At 64.5% G+C, this 21,934-nt stretch carries 24 protein-coding genes, 1 tRNA gene and 1 pseudogene; 18 read left to right on the top strand and 8 right to left on the bottom strand.

Annotated elements, in window-relative coordinates; translation table 11 throughout:
- Positions 1 to 125: 125 nt before the first annotated feature.
- Complete coding sequence (locus VGN68_RS06805; protein ID WP_327475086.1) at positions 126 to 812, bottom strand: 2OG-Fe(II) oxygenase; 687 nt, start codon at positions 810 to 812, stop codon at positions 126 to 128.
- Between the two features lie 113 nt (positions 813 to 925).
- Between VGN68_RS06805 and VGN68_RS06800 the strand changes: the two genes are divergently transcribed.
- The 14 genes from VGN68_RS06800 (at position 926) to VGN68_RS06735 (ending at position 12,476) form a co-directional block, all read left to right on the top strand.
- Positions 926 to 1,002: transfer RNA gene (locus VGN68_RS06800), tRNA-His, on the top strand.
- A 100-nt stretch (positions 1,003 to 1,102) separates the two neighbouring features.
- On the top strand, positions 1,103 to 2,152 hold the full coding sequence (locus tag VGN68_RS06795) for a Glu/Leu/Phe/Val family dehydrogenase (RefSeq protein WP_327475084.1): 1,050 nt from the start codon (positions 1,103 to 1,105) through the stop codon (positions 2,150 to 2,152).
- Positions 2,153 to 2,474: 322 nt separating this feature from the next.
- Complete coding sequence (locus VGN68_RS06790) at positions 2,475 to 3,197, top strand: SIMPL domain-containing protein (protein WP_327475082.1); 723 nt, start codon at positions 2,475 to 2,477, stop codon at positions 3,195 to 3,197.
- 56 nt (positions 3,198 to 3,253) lie between these two features.
- Entirely contained in the window at positions 3,254 to 3,622 is a 369-nt protein-coding gene (locus VGN68_RS06785) for a YbaN family protein (RefSeq protein WP_327475080.1), read from the top strand.
- A 286-nt stretch (positions 3,623 to 3,908) separates the two neighbouring features.
- Positions 3,909 to 4,649 (top strand): heme ABC transporter permease CcmC, encoded by a 741-nt coding sequence (gene ccmC, locus VGN68_RS06780; RefSeq protein ID WP_327475078.1) that lies wholly within the window; start codon positions 3,909 to 3,911, stop codon positions 4,647 to 4,649.
- The gene (locus tag VGN68_RS06775; RefSeq protein WP_327475076.1) at positions 4,646 to 4,801 is read left to right on the top strand and encodes a hypothetical protein; all 156 of its coding nucleotides are present in this window, start codon (positions 4,646 to 4,648) and stop codon (positions 4,799 to 4,801) included. Before ccmC ends, VGN68_RS06775 begins: the two co-directional genes overlap by 4 nt.
- On the top strand, positions 4,798 to 5,232 hold the full coding sequence (gene ccmE / locus VGN68_RS06770) for a cytochrome c maturation protein CcmE (protein WP_327475074.1): 435 nt from the start codon (positions 4,798 to 4,800) through the stop codon (positions 5,230 to 5,232). Before VGN68_RS06775 ends, ccmE begins: the two co-directional genes overlap by 4 nt.
- A 127-nt stretch (positions 5,233 to 5,359) precedes the next feature.
- Positions 5,360 to 7,330, top strand: coding sequence for a heme lyase CcmF/NrfE family subunit (locus tag VGN68_RS06765; protein WP_327475072.1), 1,971 nt, complete (start codon positions 5,360 to 5,362; stop codon positions 7,328 to 7,330).
- Positions 7,327 to 7,857 carry a DsbE family thiol:disulfide interchange protein gene (locus VGN68_RS06760; protein WP_137753283.1) on the top strand — a complete coding sequence of 177 codons (531 nt, stop codon included), beginning with the start codon at positions 7,327 to 7,329 and terminating at the stop codon, positions 7,855 to 7,857. The genes VGN68_RS06765 and VGN68_RS06760 overlap by 4 nt, the downstream gene beginning before the upstream one ends.
- A 101-nt stretch (positions 7,858 to 7,958) precedes the next feature.
- The gene (locus VGN68_RS06755) at positions 7,959 to 8,414 is read left to right on the top strand and encodes a cytochrome c-type biogenesis protein (protein WP_327475070.1); all 456 of its coding nucleotides are present in this window, start codon (positions 7,959 to 7,961) and stop codon (positions 8,412 to 8,414) included.
- A complete protein-coding gene (locus VGN68_RS06750; protein WP_327475069.1) occupies positions 8,411 to 9,061 on the top strand; it encodes a tetratricopeptide repeat protein in 651 nt (216 codons plus the stop codon). The genes VGN68_RS06755 and VGN68_RS06750 overlap by 4 nt, the downstream gene beginning before the upstream one ends.
- Positions 9,062 to 9,105: 44 nt before the next feature.
- A complete protein-coding gene (locus VGN68_RS06745) occupies positions 9,106 to 11,067 on the top strand; it encodes a potassium transporter Kup (protein WP_327475068.1) in 1,962 nt (653 codons plus the stop codon).
- 90 nt (positions 11,068 to 11,157) lie between these two features.
- Entirely contained in the window at positions 11,158 to 11,991 is an 834-nt protein-coding gene (locus VGN68_RS06740; protein ID WP_327475067.1) for a hypothetical protein, read from the top strand.
- The gene (locus VGN68_RS06735) at positions 11,991 to 12,476 is read left to right on the top strand and encodes an AHH domain-containing protein (RefSeq protein WP_327475066.1); all 486 of its coding nucleotides are present in this window, start codon (positions 11,991 to 11,993) and stop codon (positions 12,474 to 12,476) included. Before VGN68_RS06740 ends, VGN68_RS06735 begins: the two co-directional genes overlap by 1 nt.
- Here the strand turns inward: VGN68_RS06735 and VGN68_RS06730 are convergent.
- From VGN68_RS06730 to VGN68_RS06715, 4 genes are all read right to left on the bottom strand, one after another.
- Positions 12,466 to 13,437 carry a nitronate monooxygenase family protein gene (locus VGN68_RS06730; RefSeq protein ID WP_327475065.1) on the bottom strand — a complete coding sequence of 324 codons (972 nt, stop codon included), beginning with the start codon at positions 13,435 to 13,437 and terminating at the stop codon, positions 12,466 to 12,468. The two genes, VGN68_RS06735 and VGN68_RS06730, sit on opposite strands and share 11 nt — an antisense overlap.
- Positions 13,438 to 13,562: 125 nt before the next feature.
- Entirely contained in the window at positions 13,563 to 14,060 is a 498-nt protein-coding gene (locus tag VGN68_RS06725; protein ID WP_327475064.1) for a hypothetical protein, read from the bottom strand.
- A 14-nt stretch (positions 14,061 to 14,074) separates the two neighbouring features.
- Complete coding sequence (locus tag VGN68_RS06720; RefSeq protein ID WP_327475063.1) at positions 14,075 to 14,851, bottom strand: SDR family oxidoreductase; 777 nt, start codon at positions 14,849 to 14,851, stop codon at positions 14,075 to 14,077.
- Between the two features lie 57 nt (positions 14,852 to 14,908).
- Positions 14,909 to 15,736 (bottom strand): alpha/beta hydrolase, encoded by an 828-nt coding sequence (locus VGN68_RS06715; protein WP_327475061.1) that lies wholly within the window; start codon positions 15,734 to 15,736, stop codon positions 14,909 to 14,911.
- Between the two features lie 127 nt (positions 15,737 to 15,863).
- On the opposite strand from VGN68_RS06715, the gene VGN68_RS06710 reads away from it, so the two are divergent.
- From VGN68_RS06710 to VGN68_RS06700, 3 genes and pseudogenes are all read left to right on the top strand, one after another.
- Positions 15,864 to 16,877, top strand: coding sequence for a GlxA family transcriptional regulator (locus VGN68_RS06710; protein WP_327475059.1), 1,014 nt, complete (start codon positions 15,864 to 15,866; stop codon positions 16,875 to 16,877).
- Between the two features lie 162 nt (positions 16,878 to 17,039).
- A pseudogene (locus tag VGN68_RS06705) lies at positions 17,040 to 17,399 on the top strand (YciI family protein); the annotation flags it as partial.
- 129 nt (positions 17,400 to 17,528) lie between these two features.
- Entirely contained in the window at positions 17,529 to 18,785 is a 1,257-nt protein-coding gene (locus VGN68_RS06700) for an RNA polymerase sigma factor (protein ID WP_327475057.1), read from the top strand.
- Here VGN68_RS06700 and VGN68_RS06695 read toward each other — a convergent pair.
- From VGN68_RS06695 to VGN68_RS06685, 3 genes are all read right to left on the bottom strand, one after another.
- Positions 18,782 to 19,003: a hypothetical protein gene (locus VGN68_RS06695; RefSeq protein WP_414713022.1), complete on the bottom strand. Its 222-nt coding sequence runs from the start codon at positions 19,001 to 19,003 to the stop codon at positions 18,782 to 18,784. The two genes, VGN68_RS06700 and VGN68_RS06695, sit on opposite strands and share 4 nt — an antisense overlap.
- An 8-nt stretch (positions 19,004 to 19,011) precedes the next feature.
- Positions 19,012 to 19,380: an antitoxin Xre/MbcA/ParS toxin-binding domain-containing protein gene (locus tag VGN68_RS06690; RefSeq protein WP_327475053.1), complete on the bottom strand. Its 369-nt coding sequence runs from the start codon at positions 19,378 to 19,380 to the stop codon at positions 19,012 to 19,014.
- A gap of 158 nt (positions 19,381 to 19,538) precedes the next feature.
- Positions 19,539 to 20,510: a hypothetical protein gene (locus tag VGN68_RS06685; protein ID WP_327475051.1), complete on the bottom strand. Its 972-nt coding sequence runs from the start codon at positions 20,508 to 20,510 to the stop codon at positions 19,539 to 19,541.
- A gap of 708 nt (positions 20,511 to 21,218) precedes the next feature.
- Between VGN68_RS06685 and mauJ the strand changes: the two genes are divergently transcribed.
- On the top strand, positions 21,219 to 21,806 hold the full coding sequence (mauJ, locus tag VGN68_RS06680) for a methylamine utilization protein MauJ (protein WP_327475049.1): 588 nt from the start codon (positions 21,219 to 21,221) through the stop codon (positions 21,804 to 21,806).
- Positions 21,807 to 21,934 lie beyond the last annotated feature (128 nt).

The raw sequence follows: 21,934 nt of genomic DNA, 5'->3' as shown, positions 1-21,934 counted from the left end.
CCGTTCGTCCTGAGGAGCCATTGAGCTTGCCGAAATGGCGTCTCGAAGGGCCTGGCTCAGCGCTTGGCCCTTCGAGACGGGCCTTCGACTTCGCTCAGTCCCTCCTCAGGGCGAACGGTTTTGATTTATGAGTAAGCCAACTCCCCCTCCGCCCACGGCCATGGCCGTTCGCGGAACCATTTGGTGATGATATATTTCCGTCCTTTGCGGACTCTCATCCCGTGGTGGAGCGTGTCGGGGTTGACCGTGCCGTCGGGGCGGACATTGTTCCATGCGAGCAGCTTGCCGAGCTCGGGCTGGTGCAGTTTCCCGGTGGCGAGGAAGCGCGTCGCGCCGCCCGCGCCGGGTTCGTTGAGATAGATCATCAGCGTCCAGCTGCGCTGCCCGGGGATCGCGCAATAGGTTTGCCAATCGGCGCCATGCGGGTCGAAATAATCGGTGTGCGCCTTGAACTCCTGCCCGACGTCGTAGCGTTGGCCCTGCATCGGTTCACCATAGGCGAGCGGAATGCCGGTGAGGTCGTGGAGGCGGTTGTTGACCGCGATGACCAGCGGGTCGCGATGATCGAGGTCGCAGGTCGTGCTGGTGCGAAAGGCCTCGTCGCCATTGGGATCGGCGATGGTCGAGGGGCGGACGTCGCGGTCGATCTGTGCGATCAACTCGGTGCAGGTTTCGGCGTCGAGGAAGCGCGACAGCATGAACTGTTCAAGCTTGGGCGTCGGCGCGCGGCGGATGCCGGGGACGGCGGCGAGCCGCGCCGCGGTGCGGTCGGCGCCCGAGGTCGCCATGTCGACAAATTCATTTGCAGCCATGGCGCGCGTTTTAGCAGGGAACCGCGTGCGAACAATGCTTGACGAACGGGGCGATGCGCGCCTATCGCCGCGCGCTGTCGAGGCCGCTTTCCTGCGCCCTCGTCGCATGTGTGGCGACCATAGCTCAGTTGGTTAGAGCGCCGGTTTGTGGTACCGGAGGTCGCGGGTTCGAGCCCCGTTGGTCGCCCCATTTCCTGATGATGATCGCCCGATCTGCGTTTCGGCGTGACTCTGTGCTTGCGCCTGATTATTACGCTGTGACGTAATTTTTTAACGCGAGGATTGAGTCCATGTCCGCAGTCTGGGATTTCGCCGATTTCGACGATCATGAACATGTCCACATGTTCCGCGATCGTACCAGCGGCCTGACCGCGGTCATCGCGGTTCACTCGACGCACCTCGGCCCCGGTGCGGGCGGGGTGCGCTACTGGCATTATCCGCAGCGCGCCGCGGCGATCACCGACGCGCTGCGGCTGTCGCGCGGCATGAGCTACAAAAACGCCATGGCCGGGCTGCCGATGGGCGGCGGCAAGGGCGTGATTTTAGCCGACGAAGGCGCGGCGAAGACACCCGAACTGCTCGCGGCATTTGGTCGCGCGGTCGAGTCGCTGGGCGGTGCTTATGTCACTGCCGAGGATGTCGGCATGGCCGACGCCGATATGGTGGCGATTTCGAAGCACACCAGGCATGTCAGCGGCCTGCCGGTGGCGAGCGGCGAAGCAGGCGGCGATCCCGGCCCCCTGACCGCGCTCGGCGTCTATCTGGGCATCAAGGCGGCGATTCTGCAGGGTCTGGGCACCGACAGCGCGAAGGGCGTGCGCGTGGCGATCCAGGGCGTCGGCAGCGTCGGTGGCGGCGTCGCGCGGCGGCTGGCGGCTGAAGGCGCGAAGCTGACGCTGGCCGACGTCAATCTGGCGCGTGCCAAGGACCTGGCCGAGGAATTGGGCGCCGATCTCGCCGATTCGGCGGCGATCATGGAAGTCGAGGCCGATGTGCTGAGCCCCAATGCGCTGGGCGCGATCCTGACCGAGCGCAGCATCGAGAAGCTGCGCGTGCCGATCGTCGCGGGCGGTGCCAACAACCAGCTGGCGACCGCCGCCGACGGCCAGCGCATCCACGACCGCGGTATCGTTTATGCCCCCGATTATGTGATCAACGCGGGCGGGATCATCAATGTGGCGCTGGAATATCTGGGGCAGGGCAGCCGCGAGGAAGTCGAAAGCCGCATCCACCTGATCCCCGGGCGGCTGGCGGAAATATGGGCCGAGAGCAAGGCGAGCGGTGCGCCGGCGTCGGCGGTTGCGGACCGGATGGCGCAGAAGCTGATCGGCCGGGGGTGAATTGGGTAAGCCCTGCCCTTCGGGGGAGGGGTGCGGTTGGCGGTTGCAAGTCCACCGCGCTGCGACTAGCGGGCGAGCTCGCAAATCCAGCTGTATGGGGAGTTGCTCGATGGTTATGACGCGCCAGCGCTGCTCGATCATAGTGATTGGCTGACAGGATTTGGCGCCCATCTCGACGCTCAGCGTAACGCACATTAGGCGCTACAAAGCAGGCAAAGCGTGACCTGCACAGGCGGCGCAATATTCGGTTTTTGGTCTGCGGCGTAATCTAAACTTAATCTACCACAGATATCGCTGCCCGGTCGCCCGCTGGAGCCTTAACATGTGGCATAAGACGAAGTTGAAGTTAGCGATCGTTGCGTGCGTTCCTCTGCTCTTCGGCGCGACTGCCCTCACAAATGGCGATGACGAGAAATACACCCGTCTTTCGTTGTCGGGCGTGGGTTATGCGGCTCAAGACAGGGAATTTGTGACGCTGTCCGCCTCTACAACGAGCTTCTCAACCGACGCTTCGCGCGCGATGCGTGACAATGCCGAAGATATGAATCGTTTGCGTGATCGCCTTGCCGATATGGGAGTCGCCAAAGCGGACTTCCAAACGTCCCAGTTCACCCTGCAGGAAGCGTCCGATCCGAACGACAATGATGGGGACCGCGCCCGCGGCTTTTCCGTACAGCATCAACTGTCGATCGTCGTGCGTGACACCGACGCAACGGGCAAAGTGATGGACGCTATCGTGAACGCCGGGGCGCGAAATATTCAGGTCGGAAACTATTGGGGCTTCTCCGGTGACGTTAGTCCGGACAAATTGAAGGAAGCGCGCGCGGAGGCAATCCGTGACGCCAGGACCAAAGCGCAAGATTATGCGTCAGCGCTTGGGATGAAGGTGCGGCGGATCGTGTCTATTTCGGATGGGAATGGCTATTCGCGCAGCCAGCCGCCGCCGGCTGCAAGACTGGATGTGGTCGCTCGGGGAACGACGGTCGACGCAAGGCCCGCCACAATACTTGCTTCGGTCGGTATGGTGTTCGAGCTGGAACGATAAAGCCGAAAAATCAGCGACGGCCTTGCCTGACACTGAGCGATGACGCATGACGCGCCGTGCGCTTATTCTATCTCGTTAGTGGCTGGGCGTCGCTCGCGGTCGGCGCGATCGGGGCGTTCGTGCCGCTGTTGCCGACGGTGCCGCTCGTCATCCTTGCCGCTTTCTGCTTCGCACGTTCTTCGCCGCGGCTAGAGGCTTGGCTGCTCAATCATCCGACCTTTGGGCATCATATTCTCGCCTGGCGGGAGAAGGGCGCGATCAGCCGCAAGGGCAAGGTTGCGGCGAGCATCGCCTTTGCGTTCAGCATCGTGCTGGCGTTGCTGTTTGCGCCCTGGCCGTGGATGATGGCGCCGATTATCGCGGCGGCGGTCGGTGGCAGTTGGATATGGACGCGGCCGGAGGGGTTAAGGCGCTTGCGCAACTGACGGCGGCCTTGAGGTACAGCGGACATTCGCTCCTCCCTGTCGCGAAGCGATGGGGAGGTGGCAGCGCGAAGCGCTGACGGAGGGGCAATAACGCGCCGTTGCCGCCCCTCCACCCCCGCCTGCGGCGGCGGTCCCCCTCACGGTGGCTTCGCCACAGGGAGGATCAAACGTTCCGCAAGCAGGGACAGGCTTGACGGCGCGCGTGGGGCGAGCAAAACAAGTTCACCGGGTCGCATCGGGCAAATTGCTGGACCCCTGTGCCGGGCTCCCCTAAGGACGCGAACCGATGCATGCTTATGCGAACCCGACCCGTTTTCTGGCGATAGCCCGGCCGCTGACGCCGTGGCTGCTTGGGCTTGGCCTGCTGCTCGTGCTGGCGGGTACGTGGGCGGGACTGACGCAGGTGCCGGGCGATTACAAACAGGGTGAGACGGCGCGGATTCTTTACGTCCATGTCCCCGCCGCGTGGCTCGGCATGGGCGGCTGGACGTCGCTGGCGCTGGCCGGGTTGATCCAGCTGGTGTGGCGGCATCCGTTGTCGGGCATTGCGGCGCGCGCGATTGCGGTGCCGGGGATGTTGTTCACCGCGCTATGCCTCGCCACCGGATCGATATGGGGCAAGCCGACCTGGGGAACCTGGTGGGAATGGGACGGGCGGATGACGTCGATGCTGGTCCTGCTGTTCCTCTATGCGGGCTTCATCGCGCTGACCAATGGCGATGAGGGGCAGCGGCAGGGCGGTTCGCTGTCGCGCGGCGAGGCGATTTATGCGCTGGTCGGTGCGATCAATATCCCGATCATCAACCGCAGTGTCGTATGGTGGAACAGCCTGCATCAGGGGCCGAGCATCACGCTCCGCGGGTCGAGCATCGACGGATCGATGCTGTGGCCTTTGCTCTTGACCGGATTAGGATTTTTCCTGCTATTCGGGGCGATCGTGCTGATGCGGATGCGGCGGATTATTGCTGACAATCGCGTTGCGGCGCGGCTGCGGCGGCTAGCCGATGATGAGGGGACAATCGCGTGACTGGGGTGATCAGCGGCAGCGGCCAATGGGCCTATGTGGCGGCGGCCTATGGGCTGACGGTGCTGCTGACCGGCACCGTGCTGTGGTCGAGCTGGCGCGCGATGGCGAAGGCCGAGCGGCGCAGCGATGCGCTGCGGCGGGATCGCACATGAAGGCCAAGCATCAACGGCTGGTGCTGGCGCTGTTCGCGGTTGCTGGAATTGCGGGCGCGGGGGTGCTGGGTGCGAGCGCGCTGCGCGACGAAGCCGCCTATTTCCGTACGCCGGTCGAGATCAAGGACGGCAAGGCGGTCGTTGGCGAACCGATGCGGCTGGGCGGCATGGTCGCCTTGGGCAGCATCGCGCGGCAGAGCGACGGTTTGACGATCCGCTTCGTCGCGACCGACGGCAAGGCGTCGGTGCCGGTGGAATATACGGGTATCGTGCCTGACTTGTTCGGCGAGGAATCGGGGATGGTGGCCGACGGCCGGATGCGCGCCGACGGGACATTTGTGGCCGATCGCATCCTGGCGAAGCATGACGAACGCTATATGCCGCCGCAGATGGGCGACATGCCGAAGAATATGAAGGCGCCGAAGGCGTGAGCGGTATCCATTGGTCGTCATTGCGAGCGAAGCGAAGCAATCCAGAGCGGCGCAAGGCAGCCCCTGGATTGCTTCGCTTCGCTCGCAATGACGAAGTTTTTGGTGCTTCGGTTGGGGCGACGATCAGATGATCGCCGAACTTGGCCTCGCCCTCCTCTGGATCGCCGCGGCGCTCGCCTGCCTGTCGCTCGTCGCAGGGACGCTGTTTCTGCGCGGGGGACAGAAGGATCTGGCGGCGCTCGTTCGCCCGGCGAGCGTCGCACAGGGTGTACTCACCGCGACCGCGTTCGGCCTGTTGATCGCGCTGTTCGTGCGGTCCGACATGTCGGTCGAGCTGGTTGCGCGCAACAGCAACAGCCTGAAACCGATGATCTTCAAGGTCGCGGGGACGTGGGGCAATCACGAAGGGTCGATGCTGCTCTGGCTGACGATCCTGTCGCTGTCGGGGGCGCTGATTGCGCTGTTCGAAAAGCGGCTGCGCGAGGACACGCTGATCGCGACGTTGAGCGCGCAGGCGGCGCTGAGCCTTGGTTTCTTTGCCTTCCTGATCTTTTCGTCAAACCCGTTCAACCGGTTGCCGGTGGCGCCGCCTGACGGTCAGGGGCTCAACCCGCTGCTCCAAGACATCGGCTTGGCCTTTCATCCGCCGACGCTTTATGTGGGCTATGTCGGGCTGTCGGTCGCGTTCAGCTTTGCGGTCGGCGCGCTGATCACGCGCGAGATCGGGCCGGCGTTCGCCCGCGCGATGCGGCCGTGGGTGCTGTTCAGCTGGATATTCCTGACAATCGGGATCACCGCGGGCAGTTATTGGGCCTATTATGAGCTCGGCTGGGGCGGCTGGTGGTTCTGGGATCCGGTCGAAAATGTCTCGCTGATCCCCTGGCTGGCGGGCGCCGCCTTGCTGCATTCGGTGGCGGTCACGGCGACGCGCAATGCTTTGCGCGCGTGGACCGTGATGCTGGCCGTCATTGGGTTTTCGATGTCGATGGTCGGCACCTTCATCGTGCGGTCGGGATTGCTGACCAGCGTTCACAGTTTCGCGGTCGACCCCGAGCGCGGGACTTTTCTGCTCGTGCTGATGGCGATCTATATCGGCGGCGCGCTGACGTTGTTTGCGCTGCGCGCGGGCAGCGTGGCAGAGGGTAAGAAGTTCGCGCTGCTCAGCCGCGAGGGCGCGCTGGTCATCAACAACCTGCTGTTGACGACAATCCTCGCGCTCGTTCTGCTCGGGACGCTCTATCCGATCGTCGCCGAGGCGATGGGTGAGAAGATTTCGGTCGGGCCGCCCTATTACAATCGCGTTGCGGGGCCGCTGGCGCTGATCCTGTGCCTGGTCATGGTCGCCGGGCCGCTGCTCGGCTGGCGCAAGGATGATGGCAAGAAGCTGTGGTCGCGGTTGCCGCTGGCGATCTTTGCCGGGGCGGCGGTGCTATTCGCGCTGATCCTGTTCGGCGGCAAAGTCGGCATCCTGCCGCTGCTCGGCATGACCGTCGCCGGGGTCGTTGCGGTCGCCAGTCTCGCGCCGCTATGGGGCCGGAACCTGCGCCGCACGCCGCTGCCGACCTGGGGCATGGTGATCGCGCATTTCGGCGTCGCGGTGTGCCTCGCCGGGATGGGCGCCGAAAGCGCCTTCATCAAGGAAAGGCTGGTCGCCGCGGCGCCGGGCGATGTCGTCAAGGTTGGCGATTTCGCGGTGACGTTCGTCGGCGTCAAACCGGTGGCGGGGCCGAATTTCACCTCGATCGAGGGTACGCTGGTCGCGGCGACGTCGGGCGGCCAATCCTTTACGATGCGGCCCGAAGCGCGGACTTTCCCCGGATTGATGGGCACCGCGCCGACCGAAACCAACGAGGCGGCGCTGCTGACGCGGCCGGGCGGGCAGCTCTACGCGGTGCTGGGGCAGCCGGTGACGAGCGATGACGGGACCGCCGACCGTTACCAGATCCGGCTGTGGTGGAAGCCGCTGGTGTGGTGGATATGGCTGGGCGGCGGACTGATCGCGCTGGGCGCGACGCTGTCGATGCTCGGCCGGGCGCAGTTGTTGGGAATCTGGCGCGCGCGGCGTCGCCGGAAATCAGAGGAGCGCTTCGCGCCATGACCAACCGCTGGGTGCTCTTTGTCCCGCTGGCGATCATGGGATTGCTGTTCGGCGCCTTCATCTATCGGCTGGTGACGCCCGCCGAAACGCTGATCCAGTCGCAGTGGATCGACAAGCCGATGCCGCTGTTCGACCTGCCGCCCGCGACGGCGGGGGTCGAGGGGCTGAAGAGCAGCCAGCTCGCCGACGGTCGGCCGCGGCTGGTCAATGTATTCGCCAGCTGGTGCATCCCTTGCCGCGCCGAAGCGCCGCAACTGGAGGCGCTGAAAGCCGCCGGGGTGCCGATCGACGGCATCGCGATCCGCGACCGGCCCGAGGATGTCGCGATGTTCCTGCGCGAATATGGCAATCCGTTCGATCGGATCGGATCGGATATGCAGAGCAGCGTCCAGATCGCGCTGGGGTCGTCAGGGGTACCGGAGACCTTCCTGATCGACGGCAAAGGAATTATTCGCGAGCAGATCCAGGGCGTGATCCTGGCGGACCAAGTGCCGGAAATCGTCGCCAAGCTGGAGGCGATGAAGTGACGGGTGCCTTCTCAAGCCGCCGCGCCCCTGCGCACGCAGGGGCCCATCACATGCCATCGCATCGTCAAACTGCCGGCTGTTTCGTAACGAGCAGACCGGCGATGGGCTCCTGCCTGCGCAGGGGCGCGGCGGTCTTTTTGGCGATGATGCTCGCTATCGCTGGCGCTACGCCAGCCGCCGCCCAAGACCGCTTGCCTCCCGCTCCTTACGCCTATGAACAGCTGCGCGATCCGGCGAAGGAAGCGCGCGCGAAGGCGTTGATGGAGGAATTGCGCTGTCTGGTCTGTCAGGGCCAGTCGATTGCCGACAGCGATGCGCCGCTGGCGGGGGATATGCGGCATGAGGTGCGCAGCAAGATTGCCGCGGGGGAAAGCCCCGACGAAATCAAGGCATGGCTGGTGGCGCGTTACGGCAATTGGGTGAGTTATGATCCGCCGTTCGACGGTGCGACCGCCTTCCTGTGGCTGGGACCGCTGCTGTTCCTGCTGCTCGGCGGCTGGCTGGCGTTCGGGCGGTTTCGCCGCGGTGCGGCGGACGATGCGGAGGCTGACGCATGATCTGGTTATGGGTCATGCTGGCGGCGCTGCTGACGATCGCCGCCATCGTCTGGCTGGGCAAGCTGCCCGCAGCGGCGCGTCCGCTGGCGGGGGCGGCGGTGATGCTGGGGCTGGCGGGCTATGCGTTGCAGGGCAGCCCGTCGCTGCCCGGCAAGCCGGTGGCGGCGGCGGCCGAGCCAGAGGGTTTCGGCGATGTGTTAACCGATCAGCGACAGGGGATGGCGGATCGGTTCGGCCCCGCGGCGCAGTGGCTGGGCCTGTCCGATGGCTTTGCGCGCACCGGCAAGACCGAACTGGCGGCGCAGACGCTGGAAAAGGGCCTGGAGAAATATCCAGACAATGTCGACCTGTGGGTCGGGCTGGGCAATGCGCTGACGGCACATGGCGGCGGGATGATGTCGCCCGCGGCGGCGCTGGCGTTCGACGAAGCGGCGCGCCGCGATCCAAGCCATCCGGCGCCACCGTTTTTTGCCGGACTGGCGCTGGCGCAGGGCGGTGATCTGAAGGGTGCCGAGGCGGTGTGGAGCGAATTGCTCGCGCGCAGCCCGGCCGACGCGCCGTGGCGGCCCGACCTTGAAATGCGGCTGACGCAGCTCCGGCAGGCGCTGGGGCCGCAGGTGCCGTCCGAGGCGTCGGTTGCGCCCTGATTTGGATGCTATTCCAAACGTGCGGGCTCGTCTAAAGGCTCGCGATGACTGCTGAGTCGCAAAATGAAGCCAGCGGCGCCGAAAGCGCCACACCAAGCGCCGCCAACGCCGGCCACTATGGCCACAGCCATGCCAGCGATGGCAAGCTGAAGCTGGCCGTCGGTGCGGTCGGCGTGGTATTCGGCGACATCGGCACCAGCCCGCTGTACGCGTTTCGCGAAACCTTTGCCGGGCACCACCCTATCGAGCCCGACCAGTTGCACATCTATGGCGTGCTGAGCCTGGTGTTCTGGTCGATGATGCTGGTCGTCACTTTCAAATATGTGCTGACGATCATGAAGGCCGACAACAAGGGCGAGGGCGGCAGTCTGGCCTTGCTCGCGCTGATCAGCCGTTCCTCGGGCGAGAAGCGCTGGACTTGGCCGATCATCCTGCTGGGCGTGTTCGCGACCGCGCTATTCTATGGCGACAGCATGATCACCCCGGCGATGTCGGTGCTGTCGGCGACCGAGGGGTTGCGCTACATCGACCCCGGCTTCGCCCCCTATATCGTGCCGATCGCGCTCACCATCCTGATCGGGCTGTTCGCGATCCAGTCGCGCGGGACGGCCAAGGTCGGGGCGCTGTTCGGGCCGATCATGCTGACATATTTCCTGACGCTGGCCGGACTGGGCATCATGCACATCGCCGACAATCCGTGGATTATTGTCGAGACGATCAATCCGGTGAATGCGCTGCGCTTTTTCTATGTCGATGGTTTCACGGCGTTTATCGCGCTGGGGGCTGTCGTACTGGCAGTGACGGGGGCCGAGGCGCTGTATGCGGATATGGGGCATTTCGGGCGCGGACCGATCGGGATCAGTTGGCTGGCCTTTGTCCTGCCGGCGCTGATGCTCAACTATATGGGGCAAGGGGCGATGGTCCTCGCCGCCGAGGCCGGACCACGCGCCGAGCTGATTTCCGACCCGTTTTTCCAGATGATGCCCCAATATCTTGAGGTACCCGTTGTCATCCTGGCGCTGCTCGCGACGATCATCGCCAGCCAGGCGGTGATTTCGGGCGCCTTTTCGCTGACGCAGCAGGCGATCCAGCTGGGCTTTATGCCGCGCCTGCGCGTCGACCACACCAGCGCGTCGGCCGCCGGTCAGATTTATATCCCCGTGGTCAATTGGGGATTGATGGTGATGGTCATCCTGTTGGTCCTAGGCTTTGGTTCGTCGAGCAATCTGGCCGCAGCCTATGGTATCGCGGTGACCGGCGCGATGTTCATCGACACCTGTCTGCTCTCCGTCGTGCTTTTCACGCTGTGGAAATGGCCGGCGTGGAAAGCGCTGCCGGTGCTCGCGGTGTTCTTCATCGTCGACATTGCCTATTTTGGCGCCAATCTGATCAAGGTGCCCGACGGCGGCTGGGTGCCACTGGTTATTGGGCTGATCATCTTCACGCTACTGACCACTTGGTCGCGCGGGCGCAAGCTGATGCAGCAGGAAATGGCCGAGGGCGCGATGCCGATCCCGGTGTTCGTCAAATCGGCAGCGAACAGCGCGACGCGCGTTTCAGGGACCGCCGTGTTCATGACGTCGAGCGCGGACGGGGTGCCGCACGCGCTGCTCCACAACCTCAAGCACAACAAGGTGCTGCACGAACGGATCATCCTGCTGACGATCAAGGTCGCTGACGTGCCGTTCGTGCGAGAGGAAAATCACTGCGCGCTGGAGGATCTGGGGCAGGGATTCCATCGCCTGATCCTGAACTACGGTTTTATGCAGCCAGTCGATGTGCCTGACGCGCTGAAGCGCGTGACGAGTTGCGGCGGCGAATTCAAGATGATCGAAACCAGCTTTTTCCTGTCGCGCCAGACGCTGATCGCGGCGAGCAAGCCGGGGATGCCGATCTGGCGCGAAAAGCTGTTTGCGTGGATGCTGCGCAACTCGGAAAGCGCGATGGAATATTTCCGTCTGCCGACCAACCGCGTGGTGGAGCTTGGCAGCCAGGTCGCGATCTGAGACCGACACCCCGATTAACTCGCCGTCATCGCCGAATATGCGTTTGAACATTGCCCGCAGTCTTGCGATGCAAGCGTCAAGGCAGGGAGATTGGCCAGCGATATGGACGCGGGGAAAACGGACGCTTTGATCCTGCCGGTGCCACCGGCGCCATTCGCGCTGATCGTTGGCGCGGCGATGGGGGGGCGCTCACCGGAGGCGGTGGAAACGGGGCTGCGCCATATGGGGTTGCGGCCCGAGCGGGTCGAGGGCGACGACCCCGGGATCGCGCCGCCCCGTTTTGTCCTGCGCTTTGGTGCTATGTCGGTTTTGGTTGGGGCAGCGGCCGGTTCCGCGCTGGACGCCGCCGATCCCGACAATCCAGCGACCAGCCTGCTCGCCGCCAGCCTGCCGCACGATTGGCGGCATGACGGGCATTGCTGGATGGTCGTTCCTGAAGGCGGCGAAGAGCCCGCCATGTCATCCGAGCAGCCGATGCGAATGCGCGAGTTTTTCAAGATGATGGTGCTGCTGATCGACCTGCTCGATGCCAGTCACCTTTTTTGGTCGCCCGCGCGGCTGTGGTCGGACGCGGGGCAGTTTCGCGCGTCGATCGCCGAAATGCTGGCGAGCGGGATGCCGCCGGTACTGCATCTGGTTGCATTTCGACGCCGCGAAGGTGCCGCGGGCGCAAGCATGGAAACGCGGGGATTGGCGCTGTTCGCGGGGCAGGAGTTGCAAGCGCGCATTCCCGTCGACTGGACGGTGGCCGAGATGGTGCGGCGGCTGTCGCGGCTGTCGCTTGATATGATGCTGAACGGACCCGTGCAGCACGAACGCACGATGCGGGGGCTGGAGAGCGGCGAATGGATCGACCTGTCGCCGTCGGCGGGCGCCAAGGGCTCGCGATCGATGGTCATCGTCGAGTTCGGCCGCGATCGCTGATGCCGAACCGCGGTTGGCAGGGCGCACCGCCACCGCAACCCGGATTTCAACGTCATCACCTGATCCCCATCGCCTTGCTCTACCGGGCGCAGATGGCGGCGATGTTCGAGGCGTTGCAGGGCGAAGGCTTCGCGCTTGAGAGTTTCCGCTGCAACGGACTGGTGCTGCCCGCGTGCGAAGGGGCGGCGCTGTTGTCGGGCCATGCGCTGCATCGCGGGCCGCATCAGGGGTATAGCGATGTCGTTGCAGCGCGCGTCGAGCAGATCCGGCGGCATTTTGTTTTGCACGCGCCGGTCGATCTGCGTTCGGCGCGGCGCACCGCGGTGATGCGGCTGCGGCTGTTACAAGACACGACGCGGCGCGCGCTTACGGACCGGCACGGCGCCGGGTTCTGGCTCAACCGGCGCGATCCGATGCGGTTGTTCGTCGATCGCCCCTATCTGGACGAGGCGATCGAGCGATTGTTCGGCGGCGCTACAGCCTGACCTTCGCTTCCAGCTCGCGCCGCGCGGCCAGATATTGGGCTTCGAGCTCGGCGACGAATTCGGCGACGGGGCGCACCGCGGTGACCGGGCCGATGCCCTGGCCCGATCCCCAGATGTCCTTCCAGGCCTTGACCTTGGTATTGCCGCCCGAACCGAAGTTCATTGTTGAAAGGTCGCCTTCGGGCAGATTGTCGGGGTCCATGCCTGCGGCGACGATCGATTGGCGCAGGTAATTGCCGTGGACGCCGGTGAACAGGTTCGAATACACGATGTCGGCGGCGCGCCCATCGACGATGCCATTCTTGTATCCGTCGTCGGCATTGGCTTCGGCGGTGGCGATGAAGGCGCTGCCGATATAGGCGAGGTCGGCGCCGCACGCCTGCGCCGCGAGCACCGAGCGGCCGTGGCCGATCGCGCCCGACAGCGCGATGGGGCCGTCAAACCATTCGCGGATTTCCTGCACCAGCGCGAAGGGCGACTGGCGGCCGGCGTGTCCGCCCGCGCCCGCCGCTACGGGAATGAGGCCATCGGCGCCCTTTTCGACCGCCTTGCGTGCAAAACGGTCGTCGATGACGTCGTGGAGCGTGATGCCGCCCCAGCTATGCACCGCCTGATTCAGTTCCTCGCGCGCGCCAAGCGAGGTGATGGTGATCGGTACCTTCCACTTGGCGCAAGTCGCAATGTCCTGTTCGAGCCGGTCGTTCGATTTATGGACGATCTGGTTGACCGCATAGGGCGCCGACGGTCGGTCGGGGTTGGCGCGATCCCACGCGGCGAGTTCTTCGGTGATCTGGTGCAGCCATTCGTCGAGCAACGTCTGTGGCCGCGCGTTGAGCGCCGGGAAGCTGCCCACAACCCCCGCCTTGCACTGCGCAATGACCAATTCCGGCCCCGATACGATGAACAAAGGCGAGCCGATGACGGGCAGGCGAAGGCGGTCGAAAATGGGGGGAAGGGCCATGAATCACTCTCCGGTATCAGTTTGAAACTTACCTTAACGTAAAGGGAAGGTGGTGCAAGAGGGGTTGGCGGGGTTGCAACGACAAGGGCGACCGAAGCCGCCCTTGTCCGTGATTTTGGTGGCGATCAGGCGACGGCGGTTCGGCGGCGCGCGGCTTTGAACGTCAGGTAGCCGAGGCCGACCATGGCAATCAACAGCACGCCCTGGGCAATGGCGAAGGGTGTTTCTGTTCCGTTCGGCGCCAGCGCGTTAAGCGCAGGAACCTTGAGGAATGACTGTACCACCAGCACGAACATGTTGAGATAGAGCGCGAGCGCGGCGGTGGTCGCATAGATGGTCGCGGCGCCGCCGACGAGCTTGCGGCCATACCAGGCCCAGAAGGTGGCGACGAGGATCAGCGTCGAGAGGATTCCGAAGCCGAGCGCCGGGGTGAAGGCGACGATCGGGAACAGGAAGCCGGTCAGGCTTGTCAGCAGCGTCGTCCACAGGAAGATGCCGGTTGTGCGCGGCAGGATACGGCCACGCGCAAAGGCGGGGAGGGCGATCAGGCCCGCGCCAATGCCGACGAGGCTGATAGCGACATGGAGCGCGGTAAATTGCGGGATGGTCAGACCTAGGATCATGGCACGTCTCCCCCCTACAGATAGCGCGCCGCGGGGCGCGCCAGCGACAGGTTGGGACGGAGCGCGGCGCGAGCCGTGATAAAGGCATCGTAATCGGCCATGTCGGGCAGCGCGGGAATGGTGACAACTTCACCCGCGTCGAAACCGGCGAGCGCGGCGTCGACCATATCGCTCACGTCCATAACGATTTCGGCGGGCAGGCTGGCGAGTTGCTCCTCGGTCCAGATCGGAGTGCGGGTCGCCCCCGGCAATACAGCCTGAACACGCACGCCCTTGGCGCCGAGTTCGGCCTGCAAGGCTTCGCTGAACGCCAGCACATAGGCTTTGCTGGCTGGGTAGGTCGCGGTGAAGCCATCGGGGATCAGTGCCGTCACCGAGCCGATGTTGATGATCGCCCCGCTGCCCTTCACAGCAAGCCGGGGCGCTATGGCTGCGGCGAGCCGGGTCACGGCCAGGATATTGAGGTTGATCAGCGCGGTCAGTTGCGCGGGGTCGGCTTCGACAAAGCTGGTTTCGCCTGCAATTCCGGCGTTGTTGATCAGACCGGTGATCGCTTCATCGGTTCGCAGGCGGGTTTCGACACGCGCGAGGTCGTCGGGATTGGCGAGATCGGCGGCGATGACCTCGATGGAAGCGCCGGTGTTGTTGCGCAGCTGGTCGGCAAGGGCTGCGAGTTTGTCGGCGCGGCGCGCGACCAGGACCAGGTCATGCCCGCGGCGGGCAACGCGGTCGGCATAGACGGCGCCGATGCCGTCCGATGCGCCGGTGATGAGGAAGCTTTGCTTGGTCACGGCGTTTCTCCTTGATGAAGGAGGAGGCGCGGCCCCGCTGGACCGCGCCTCCGTGTATCAGTTGTTGATGAAATCGAGAAGATCGGCGTTGAACCGGTCCTGGTGGGTGACGGTCAGGCCATGATCGGCGCCTGCGTAGATTTTCAGCACCGCCTGTTTGACGATCTTCACCGTGGCGCGGGCTGAGGTATCGACGGGGACGATCTGGTCGTCGTCGCCGTGGAGGACGAGGGTCGGGACATCGAACTTCTTCAGATCGTCGTTGAAGTCGCTTTCCGAAAAGGCACGAATGCTGTCGAGTTGGCCCTTGAGCCCGCCCATCATCCCCTGCCGCACGAAATCGTCGCGCAACGCTTCGCTCACCACCGCGCCGTCGCGGTTATAGCCGTAGAAGGGGATGGTCAGATCCTTGAAGAACTGCGGCCGGTTATCGAAGGTGCCCTTGCGGATGCCGTCGAAGGCGTCGATCGGCAGCCCGCCGGGATTGGCTTCGGTCTTGAGCATCAGCGGCGGCACTGCGCCGATCAGCGCGATCTTGGCGACCCGCGCCGTGCCGTGGCGGCCGATATAGCGGGTGACTTCGCCGCCGCCGGTCGAGTGGCCGACGAGGATGACGTCCTTCAGGTCCAGCTGCTCGATCAGTTCGGCAAGGTCATCAGCGTACTGATCCATATTGTTGTTGTCCCAGACCTGATCCGAGCGGCCATGGCTGCGGCGGTCGTGGGCGATGGTACGGAAGCCTTGGTTGGCGAAAAAGACCATCTGGACATCCCAAGCGTCGGCGCTGAGCGGCCAGCCGTGCGAGAAGATGATCGGCTGGCCGGTCTTCGGACCCCAGTCCTTGAAGAAGATGTTGGTGCCGTCCTTGGTGGTGATGCTGGTCATGTCGTGGTTCCTTTCAGTCTGGAGGGGCGGGCTGTCCGTCCCGATGCGATGGAGATACGACTTTCCGCGCTTGCGCGGGATTGGCGGACACGACATTATACGGGCCGATTCCGACAAAGGAGCCGATATGCCCAAGCTGACGCTGCCCGACGCGGCCATTGTGCCGCTGATCGAAGTCGGATTGATGATCTATCCCGACTGTCAGATGGGCATGGTCCACGGTATTACCGACCTATTCGACGTCGCGGGCCGCTTTGCGGTCGAGCATGGGCGGCGGCCGATGCGGGTCAGTCACTGGCAGCTGCCGGCTGGCGGCGGCTTTGCGCGGTGCCGCGACAGCCACCCGGACGAACCGGCAGGAAATTCTCCTGCGGTCGTCATCGTGCCGGGCAGCCTGCACAAGCTGCTCGAACCCGGCGAGGTCGAACCCTATGCGCGCTGGCTGCTCGACCGGCACGCGCACGGCACGGTGCTGGCGTCAAATTGCGGCGGCGCCTTTGCGCTTGCGGCGACGGGGCTGCTCGCGGGGCGGCCCGCGACGACGCATTGGTATTTCGCCGAGGAGTTCCGGCGCCGCTTTCCCCGCGTTCATTTGCAAGCCGACCGGATGGTGATCGACGATGGCGACATCGTGACCGCCGGCGGCATGATGGCGTGGACCGACCTGGGCCTGCGCATCGTCGAGCGCCTGCTCGGCCCGACCGTGATGATCGAAACCGCACGCTTCCTGCTGATCGACCCTGCGGGGCGCGAGCAGAAAAATTATGCAAGCTTCGCCCCGACGCTCACCCACGGCGACGAGCCGATTCTGAAGGTCCAGCATTGGTTGCAGGCGCGCGGCGCGGGGCAGGTCGCGGTCGCGGAAATGGCGGGTGAGGCAGGGATGGAGGAGCGGACCTTTCAGCGGCGCTTCAAGGCGGCAACGGGCATGACCCCCGTCGAATATGTCCAGCATCTGCGCGTCGGCAAGGCACGCGAATTGCTGGAATTCACGAGGCGCACGGTCGACCAGATTGCGTGGAGCGTGGGGTACGAGGATGCCGCCGCATTCCGCAAGCTGTTCCATCGTCTGATCGGCCTGTCGCCGCACGAATATCGCCAGCGCTTCGCGACGCCGGGGTCGCTGACCGAAGCGGCATGATTGTCGGCGACTATCCGAAAGGTAATCGCCGCGACAGCGATGGTCCGTAATAACGGCCAGCGGCGCGCCGAAGATTTTTTTGCCCGCGTGTCGATTCTGCTCGGGCTCGTTCGTCGTCAGGATAGGAGGCCGCTGTTGGCCCCGCCAACAAGGAGATGACCAATGCGTGTGATGGTGTTCGTAAAGGCAACCGAGGACAGCGAAAAAGGCCTGGGTCCGGTCGAAGAAATGAAGGAAATGTTCGACGCGATGGGCAAGTTCAACGAGGAACTGGTCAACGCGGGCGTCATGGTCGCCGGCGATGGGCTGAAGCCCTCGTCGCACGGCAAGCGGATCCACTTCGACGGCCCGAGCCGCACGGTGATCGACGGCCCCTTCGCCGAGGCTCGCGAACTCGTCGCCGGATACTGGATCTGGGAGGTCAAGGACATGGACGAGGCGGTCGCCTGGGCCAAGCGTTGCCCCAATCCGATGATGGGGCCGAGCGATCTCGAGATCCGTCCTTTCTATGAAATGGAGGATTTCGGCGAGGTACTGACCCCCGAAACCACCGAACGTTATGAGCGGATCACCGACAAGATGGCGAGCGAATAAGCCGGTCGGTTCGTTGCCATGCTTGCCTCGCCGACGAACTTCGCGGACAAGGCGGGCATGGCGGCGGACCCCACCCATCGGGCAATCGAGGCGGTTTTTCGCATCGAGCGGGCGCGGCTGATGGCCGGGCTGGCGCGGCTGACCCGCGATGTCGACCGCGCCGAGGAGCTGGCGCAGGACGCGCTGCTGGTCGCGCTGACCGAATGGCCGACCAGCGGCGTTCCCGCCAATCCCGGCGCCTGGTTGATGGCGGCGGCGAAGCGGCGCGCCATCGACGGCATCCGGCACACCCAGATGCGGGAGCGCAAACTTGCCGCGCTTGCTCGCGAAATGGATGAGGAGCAGGGCATGAGCGCCGAAGCCCTTGAGGCCGCGCTGGACGATCCGCTGGGCGACGAGCTGCTCGGGCTGATCTTTGCCGCATGCCACCCGGTGATCGGACCGGAGGGGCGCGCTGCGCTGACCTTGCGGCTGGTCGGCGGGCTGACGGTGGAAGAAATTGCCCGGGCGTTCCTGTCGAACGAGGCGGCGATTGCGGCGCGGATCACCCGGGCCAAGAAGGCGATCGCCAAGGCCGGGGTGCAGTTCGAAGTGCCGCGGGGCGCCGAGCTGGCGGCGCGGCTGCCGTCGGTGCTGGAGGTTGTCTATCTGATCTTCAACGAAGGCTATGCTGCGACCGCGGGGCCGTCGCTGGTCCGCCCGCCCTTGTGCGGTGAGGCGCAGCGGCTGGGGCGCATCCTCGCCGGACTGATGCCCGAACAGCCCGAGGTGCTGGGGCTGCTGGCGCTGATGGAGATCCAGGCGTCGCGGTTGGCGGCGCGGGCCGGGCCGGACGGCAAGTTCGTGCCGCTGACCGAGCAGAACCGGGCGCGGTGGGACCAGTTGCTGATCCGCCGCGGGCTGAATGCGCTCGAACGGGCCGAGGCGCTGGGCGGCGCCAATGGCCCCTATGCGCTGCAGGCGGCGCTGGCGGCGTGCCACGCCCGGGCGCGGCGGGCCGAGGACACCGACTGGCGGCGCATCGCCGCGCTGTACGACCGGTTGCGGCAGGTGATGCCGTCGCCGGTGGTCGAGCTGAACCGCGCGATTGCGCACAGCATGGCGTTCGGCCCCGACGCCGGGCTGGCGCTGGTCGACCAAATCGCCGACGCAGCAATGCTGCGCAACTATGCGCCGCTGCCCGCGGCACGCGGCGACTTCCTGCTACGCGCCGGTCGCCGCGCCGAGGCGAAGGCGCAGTTCGAAGCCGCGGCGGCGCTGGCGGGCAATGACCGCGAACGCGACTATCTGTTGCGCCGCGCCGCCGATTGTTAATAGCCCCCTTCGGACCCCGGGGCACGGTAGAAGCGGTGGCGGGTGACGGTGCCGTCGATCAGGCTTTTCTTCAGTTTCTTGCGCATCTTGTCGGCGCCGTCGGGGGAGACGCAGACGAGACGGGTGCCGCCATCGGGCAGGGGCTCGATCGCGCTGATGACGACCCCCGCGCTCTTGCACAGCGCGGTCACCTCGGCCTCGGGCAGCGTGACGTTCATCGCGCGGCTCATGAGGTTTCGGCGCCGGGCGCCATGGCGCGGATCGCGGCGGCGACCTGCTCGAAACCCTCGGCACTGGCGGTGGCGAGCGCGAGCGGACGGCCGCCGAGTTCGGCATTGTCGCTGTTCAGAAATTCGACCGCCGGATCGCGGCCGCCCATGGTCAGAAAGGCAAGCTGGCTGATGTCGCCCTGCCGCTTGGCATCGTCGCGGGCGAGCGGGGTGCGGTTCTTGCGGAAATAATTGTTGCTGCGCGCGCGGGCGGGCGCGTCGGCATCGCTCGCAGCGTCCGCCCCTGCGGCGCTGGCGGGCTTGGCAGGCGCGGCGACGGAGGCCTTGCGGACGGGCGGGTTCACGGGTTTGGCTCGGCTGTTCATCGGGCGCGGCTCCTGTTGGGGTAAGCGGGAGCGCGCAAGTCTCTCAGCCGCGGCGGCTCATGACCATCGATACCGCGATGATGCCTATATGGGGGCGGAGCAAGGCGATTGTAAGGCGCAGCCGCCCGCGCCGGACCGGGACCGCGCCCCACCGCCGCTCACCCGTGCGCCCGCTGCCCCGACCAAGCGCCCGCGCCCGCAGTTTCCCCCGCAGCATCATTGGCAGCATCGGGCAGCGCGAAAAAGGCGCGGCGCGCGGCCTCGCCCGCGGTCAGCAGCGGGGTGACCTCGGCCGCGCGCAGCTTTTCGTACACTTCCAGCTCGTCGTCATCGAGCGCGCGGGCATAGGCGGGGTCGCCGAACTGGCCTTCCTCATGCCCCCAAAAATCGGCGGGCGGCGGGAAGTCGGTGCGCCAGTCGTCGGCGTGGTCGTCGTACCACACGGTCATCGCGGCGGCGGCCTGTTCGGGGGTTTCCTCGCTTTCGGCGTCGTCGCCGAAATCGGCGGAAATCTGCGCAACTTCACTCGCGATTGCGTTGTCCTGCCACAGCGCGGCGAGCGGGTTGGCGCGGTTGTCGCGGCCGGTCAGCCAGAGCGCGAGCGCGGTGGTGAGCGGGGCAGGCTGGCCGTCGGCGTCGTCCGCCGCGTCTGCATGGTGCGCGGCGGCGGCGTCGAACAGCGCCAGGAAGCCCGGCCAGTCGCCCGCGATCAGCTGCGCCAGCATATCCTCCCCGGCCTCTGCGGGCGTTTCGACCATCTTGTCGAGCCGCGCCAGCATCGCGAGGCCCAGACGCGAATCGAGGCGGCGGCGCTTGGCAAAGCTGCGCCCCTCTTCGCGCAGCAGCTCGGCGGTTTCGTCATAGCCCCAGATCGCGCGGTCGAGCAGTTCATCGACCAGCCGCCCGCGCGCGATCAACACCGCCGCGGCGCAGCCCAGCTTGAACGCGGCGCCCGCGGCGCGGTGCTTGAGCTGATAGACGGCGGACGGCGACATGCCGACTTTTGCCGCGGAGATTTTCACCGAGCCGGTGGTGGCGAGGCTTTCGAGAAAGTCGCGCTGGAGCTTGGGGGTCCAGTGGTAGCTGGCGGGGGCGGGGAGGAAGGCGGGGTAATCGTCGGTGTCGTCCATTGATTCGTCCTTTTCGGTTTGGGGAACCGAAGGAGTGAACCATATGGGTTAAATGTAGGAAAGAGGTTTTTGCGTTGTTTCTGCACCATGACGCATTTCCATAATTGGCCTCGCCGCCGTCACGGTGGAAATCGAGAAGGGTGGATCGCTGCGGAGTCGGTGGGTCATTTCTTTCAGAATTGTGCGTGCTCGTGGCTGGTCTCGTCAAAGCATTAGATTCCAAATATAAGGTCGCTAGATCAGCCCGAAATCCCGCCACTACATCGACGTAATAGAAAATGGAGGCTGCCGTTCATAGGAGAGCATATGCGCGTTGCCGCTGAGATATTGGTTGATAGCTCATTGCGCGTAGTGAGCGACGACGACACCTTGGAAATGCGAAGCTTGGAGAAGAGTTTCGAGGTGAAAATTCGAAATAACCTTGAAGCCGAACCGTTCGTTCAAAACTCGCTCCGAGTAGAGATGTTTTTCGAGACTCAGAGTTTGTAAACGGCCCGCGGTGATGCGCTCGACAACATGGCGAGAGTCTTAAACGCACTTTGTTTTACCACTGGCGCCCGGTTTCAAAATGTTACGGTCGTTAGGGCGTTCGATTGGACGCCAGATATTGATGAGAGAGATGGGCGATATTTTGGAAGTTCGAGGGTCGCTGTCGCTAGTCCAGAATTAGACCGAGATTTTGCACGAACCGCCGAGCGTATGATGGCGATGCACGATGATGACGTGAGCCAAGCTGTGATGAGATGGTACAGATTTGGCCAAAGAGCGGACAATATTGAAGATCAGTTCATGTATTTTTGGTTCGCGGTAGAAATTGCTTCTGGCGCTCTTAAAGAAACAGGAAAAATTGCTCATCTTTGTCCAAAGTGTAATTCGGCGCTGCATTGTGAATTTTGTAACGAGACGCCGATGAGGAGGCGTTTTGCCACAGAAGCGATAAAGGATCTAATCTTCAGAGTTGCTCCGCCGGGCGCAAATAAGGACGAGCTATACAATACGCTTACAAAGATTCGAAACACGCTGCATCACGGACGTAGGCTAAACTCGATAGAAAAAAAGCTCCCATGTACAGACGAGCAAGCGGTTCACGTCCTCGCCAACATTGCGTGGCGCGCAATATCTCTGCTGGCGGTTCATGACAGTGATCCCAGTCCCGACACTCCGCTAACACTTGCCCGCATTGAGGGCGTCACAAACAAGACTATGGTGGTGAGCGCGCACGTCGTCTCGACATTTCCGGGTGGGGGCGATCTTGATTTGGCTGGTGCCCCGAACGTCGATATTAGGCCGTGTTGACAAAAGGGATTCCCAAACCCGCCTTGTTCTGATTCAAGACTGCTTTTTGAGGGGCAGTCATGGGTCGCGGGGATTTGTCGGACGCGGAGTGGGATCTGATCGGGCCGCTACTGCCGCCTGAGCGCGGT

Source organism: Sphingopyxis sp. (assembly GCF_035998965.1).
Taxonomy (GTDB): Bacteria; Pseudomonadota; Alphaproteobacteria; order Sphingomonadales; family Sphingomonadaceae; genus Sphingopyxis.
The sequence above is the reverse complement of the archived record's forward strand: the minus strand, read 5'-3'. Positions and strand labels throughout refer to the sequence as shown.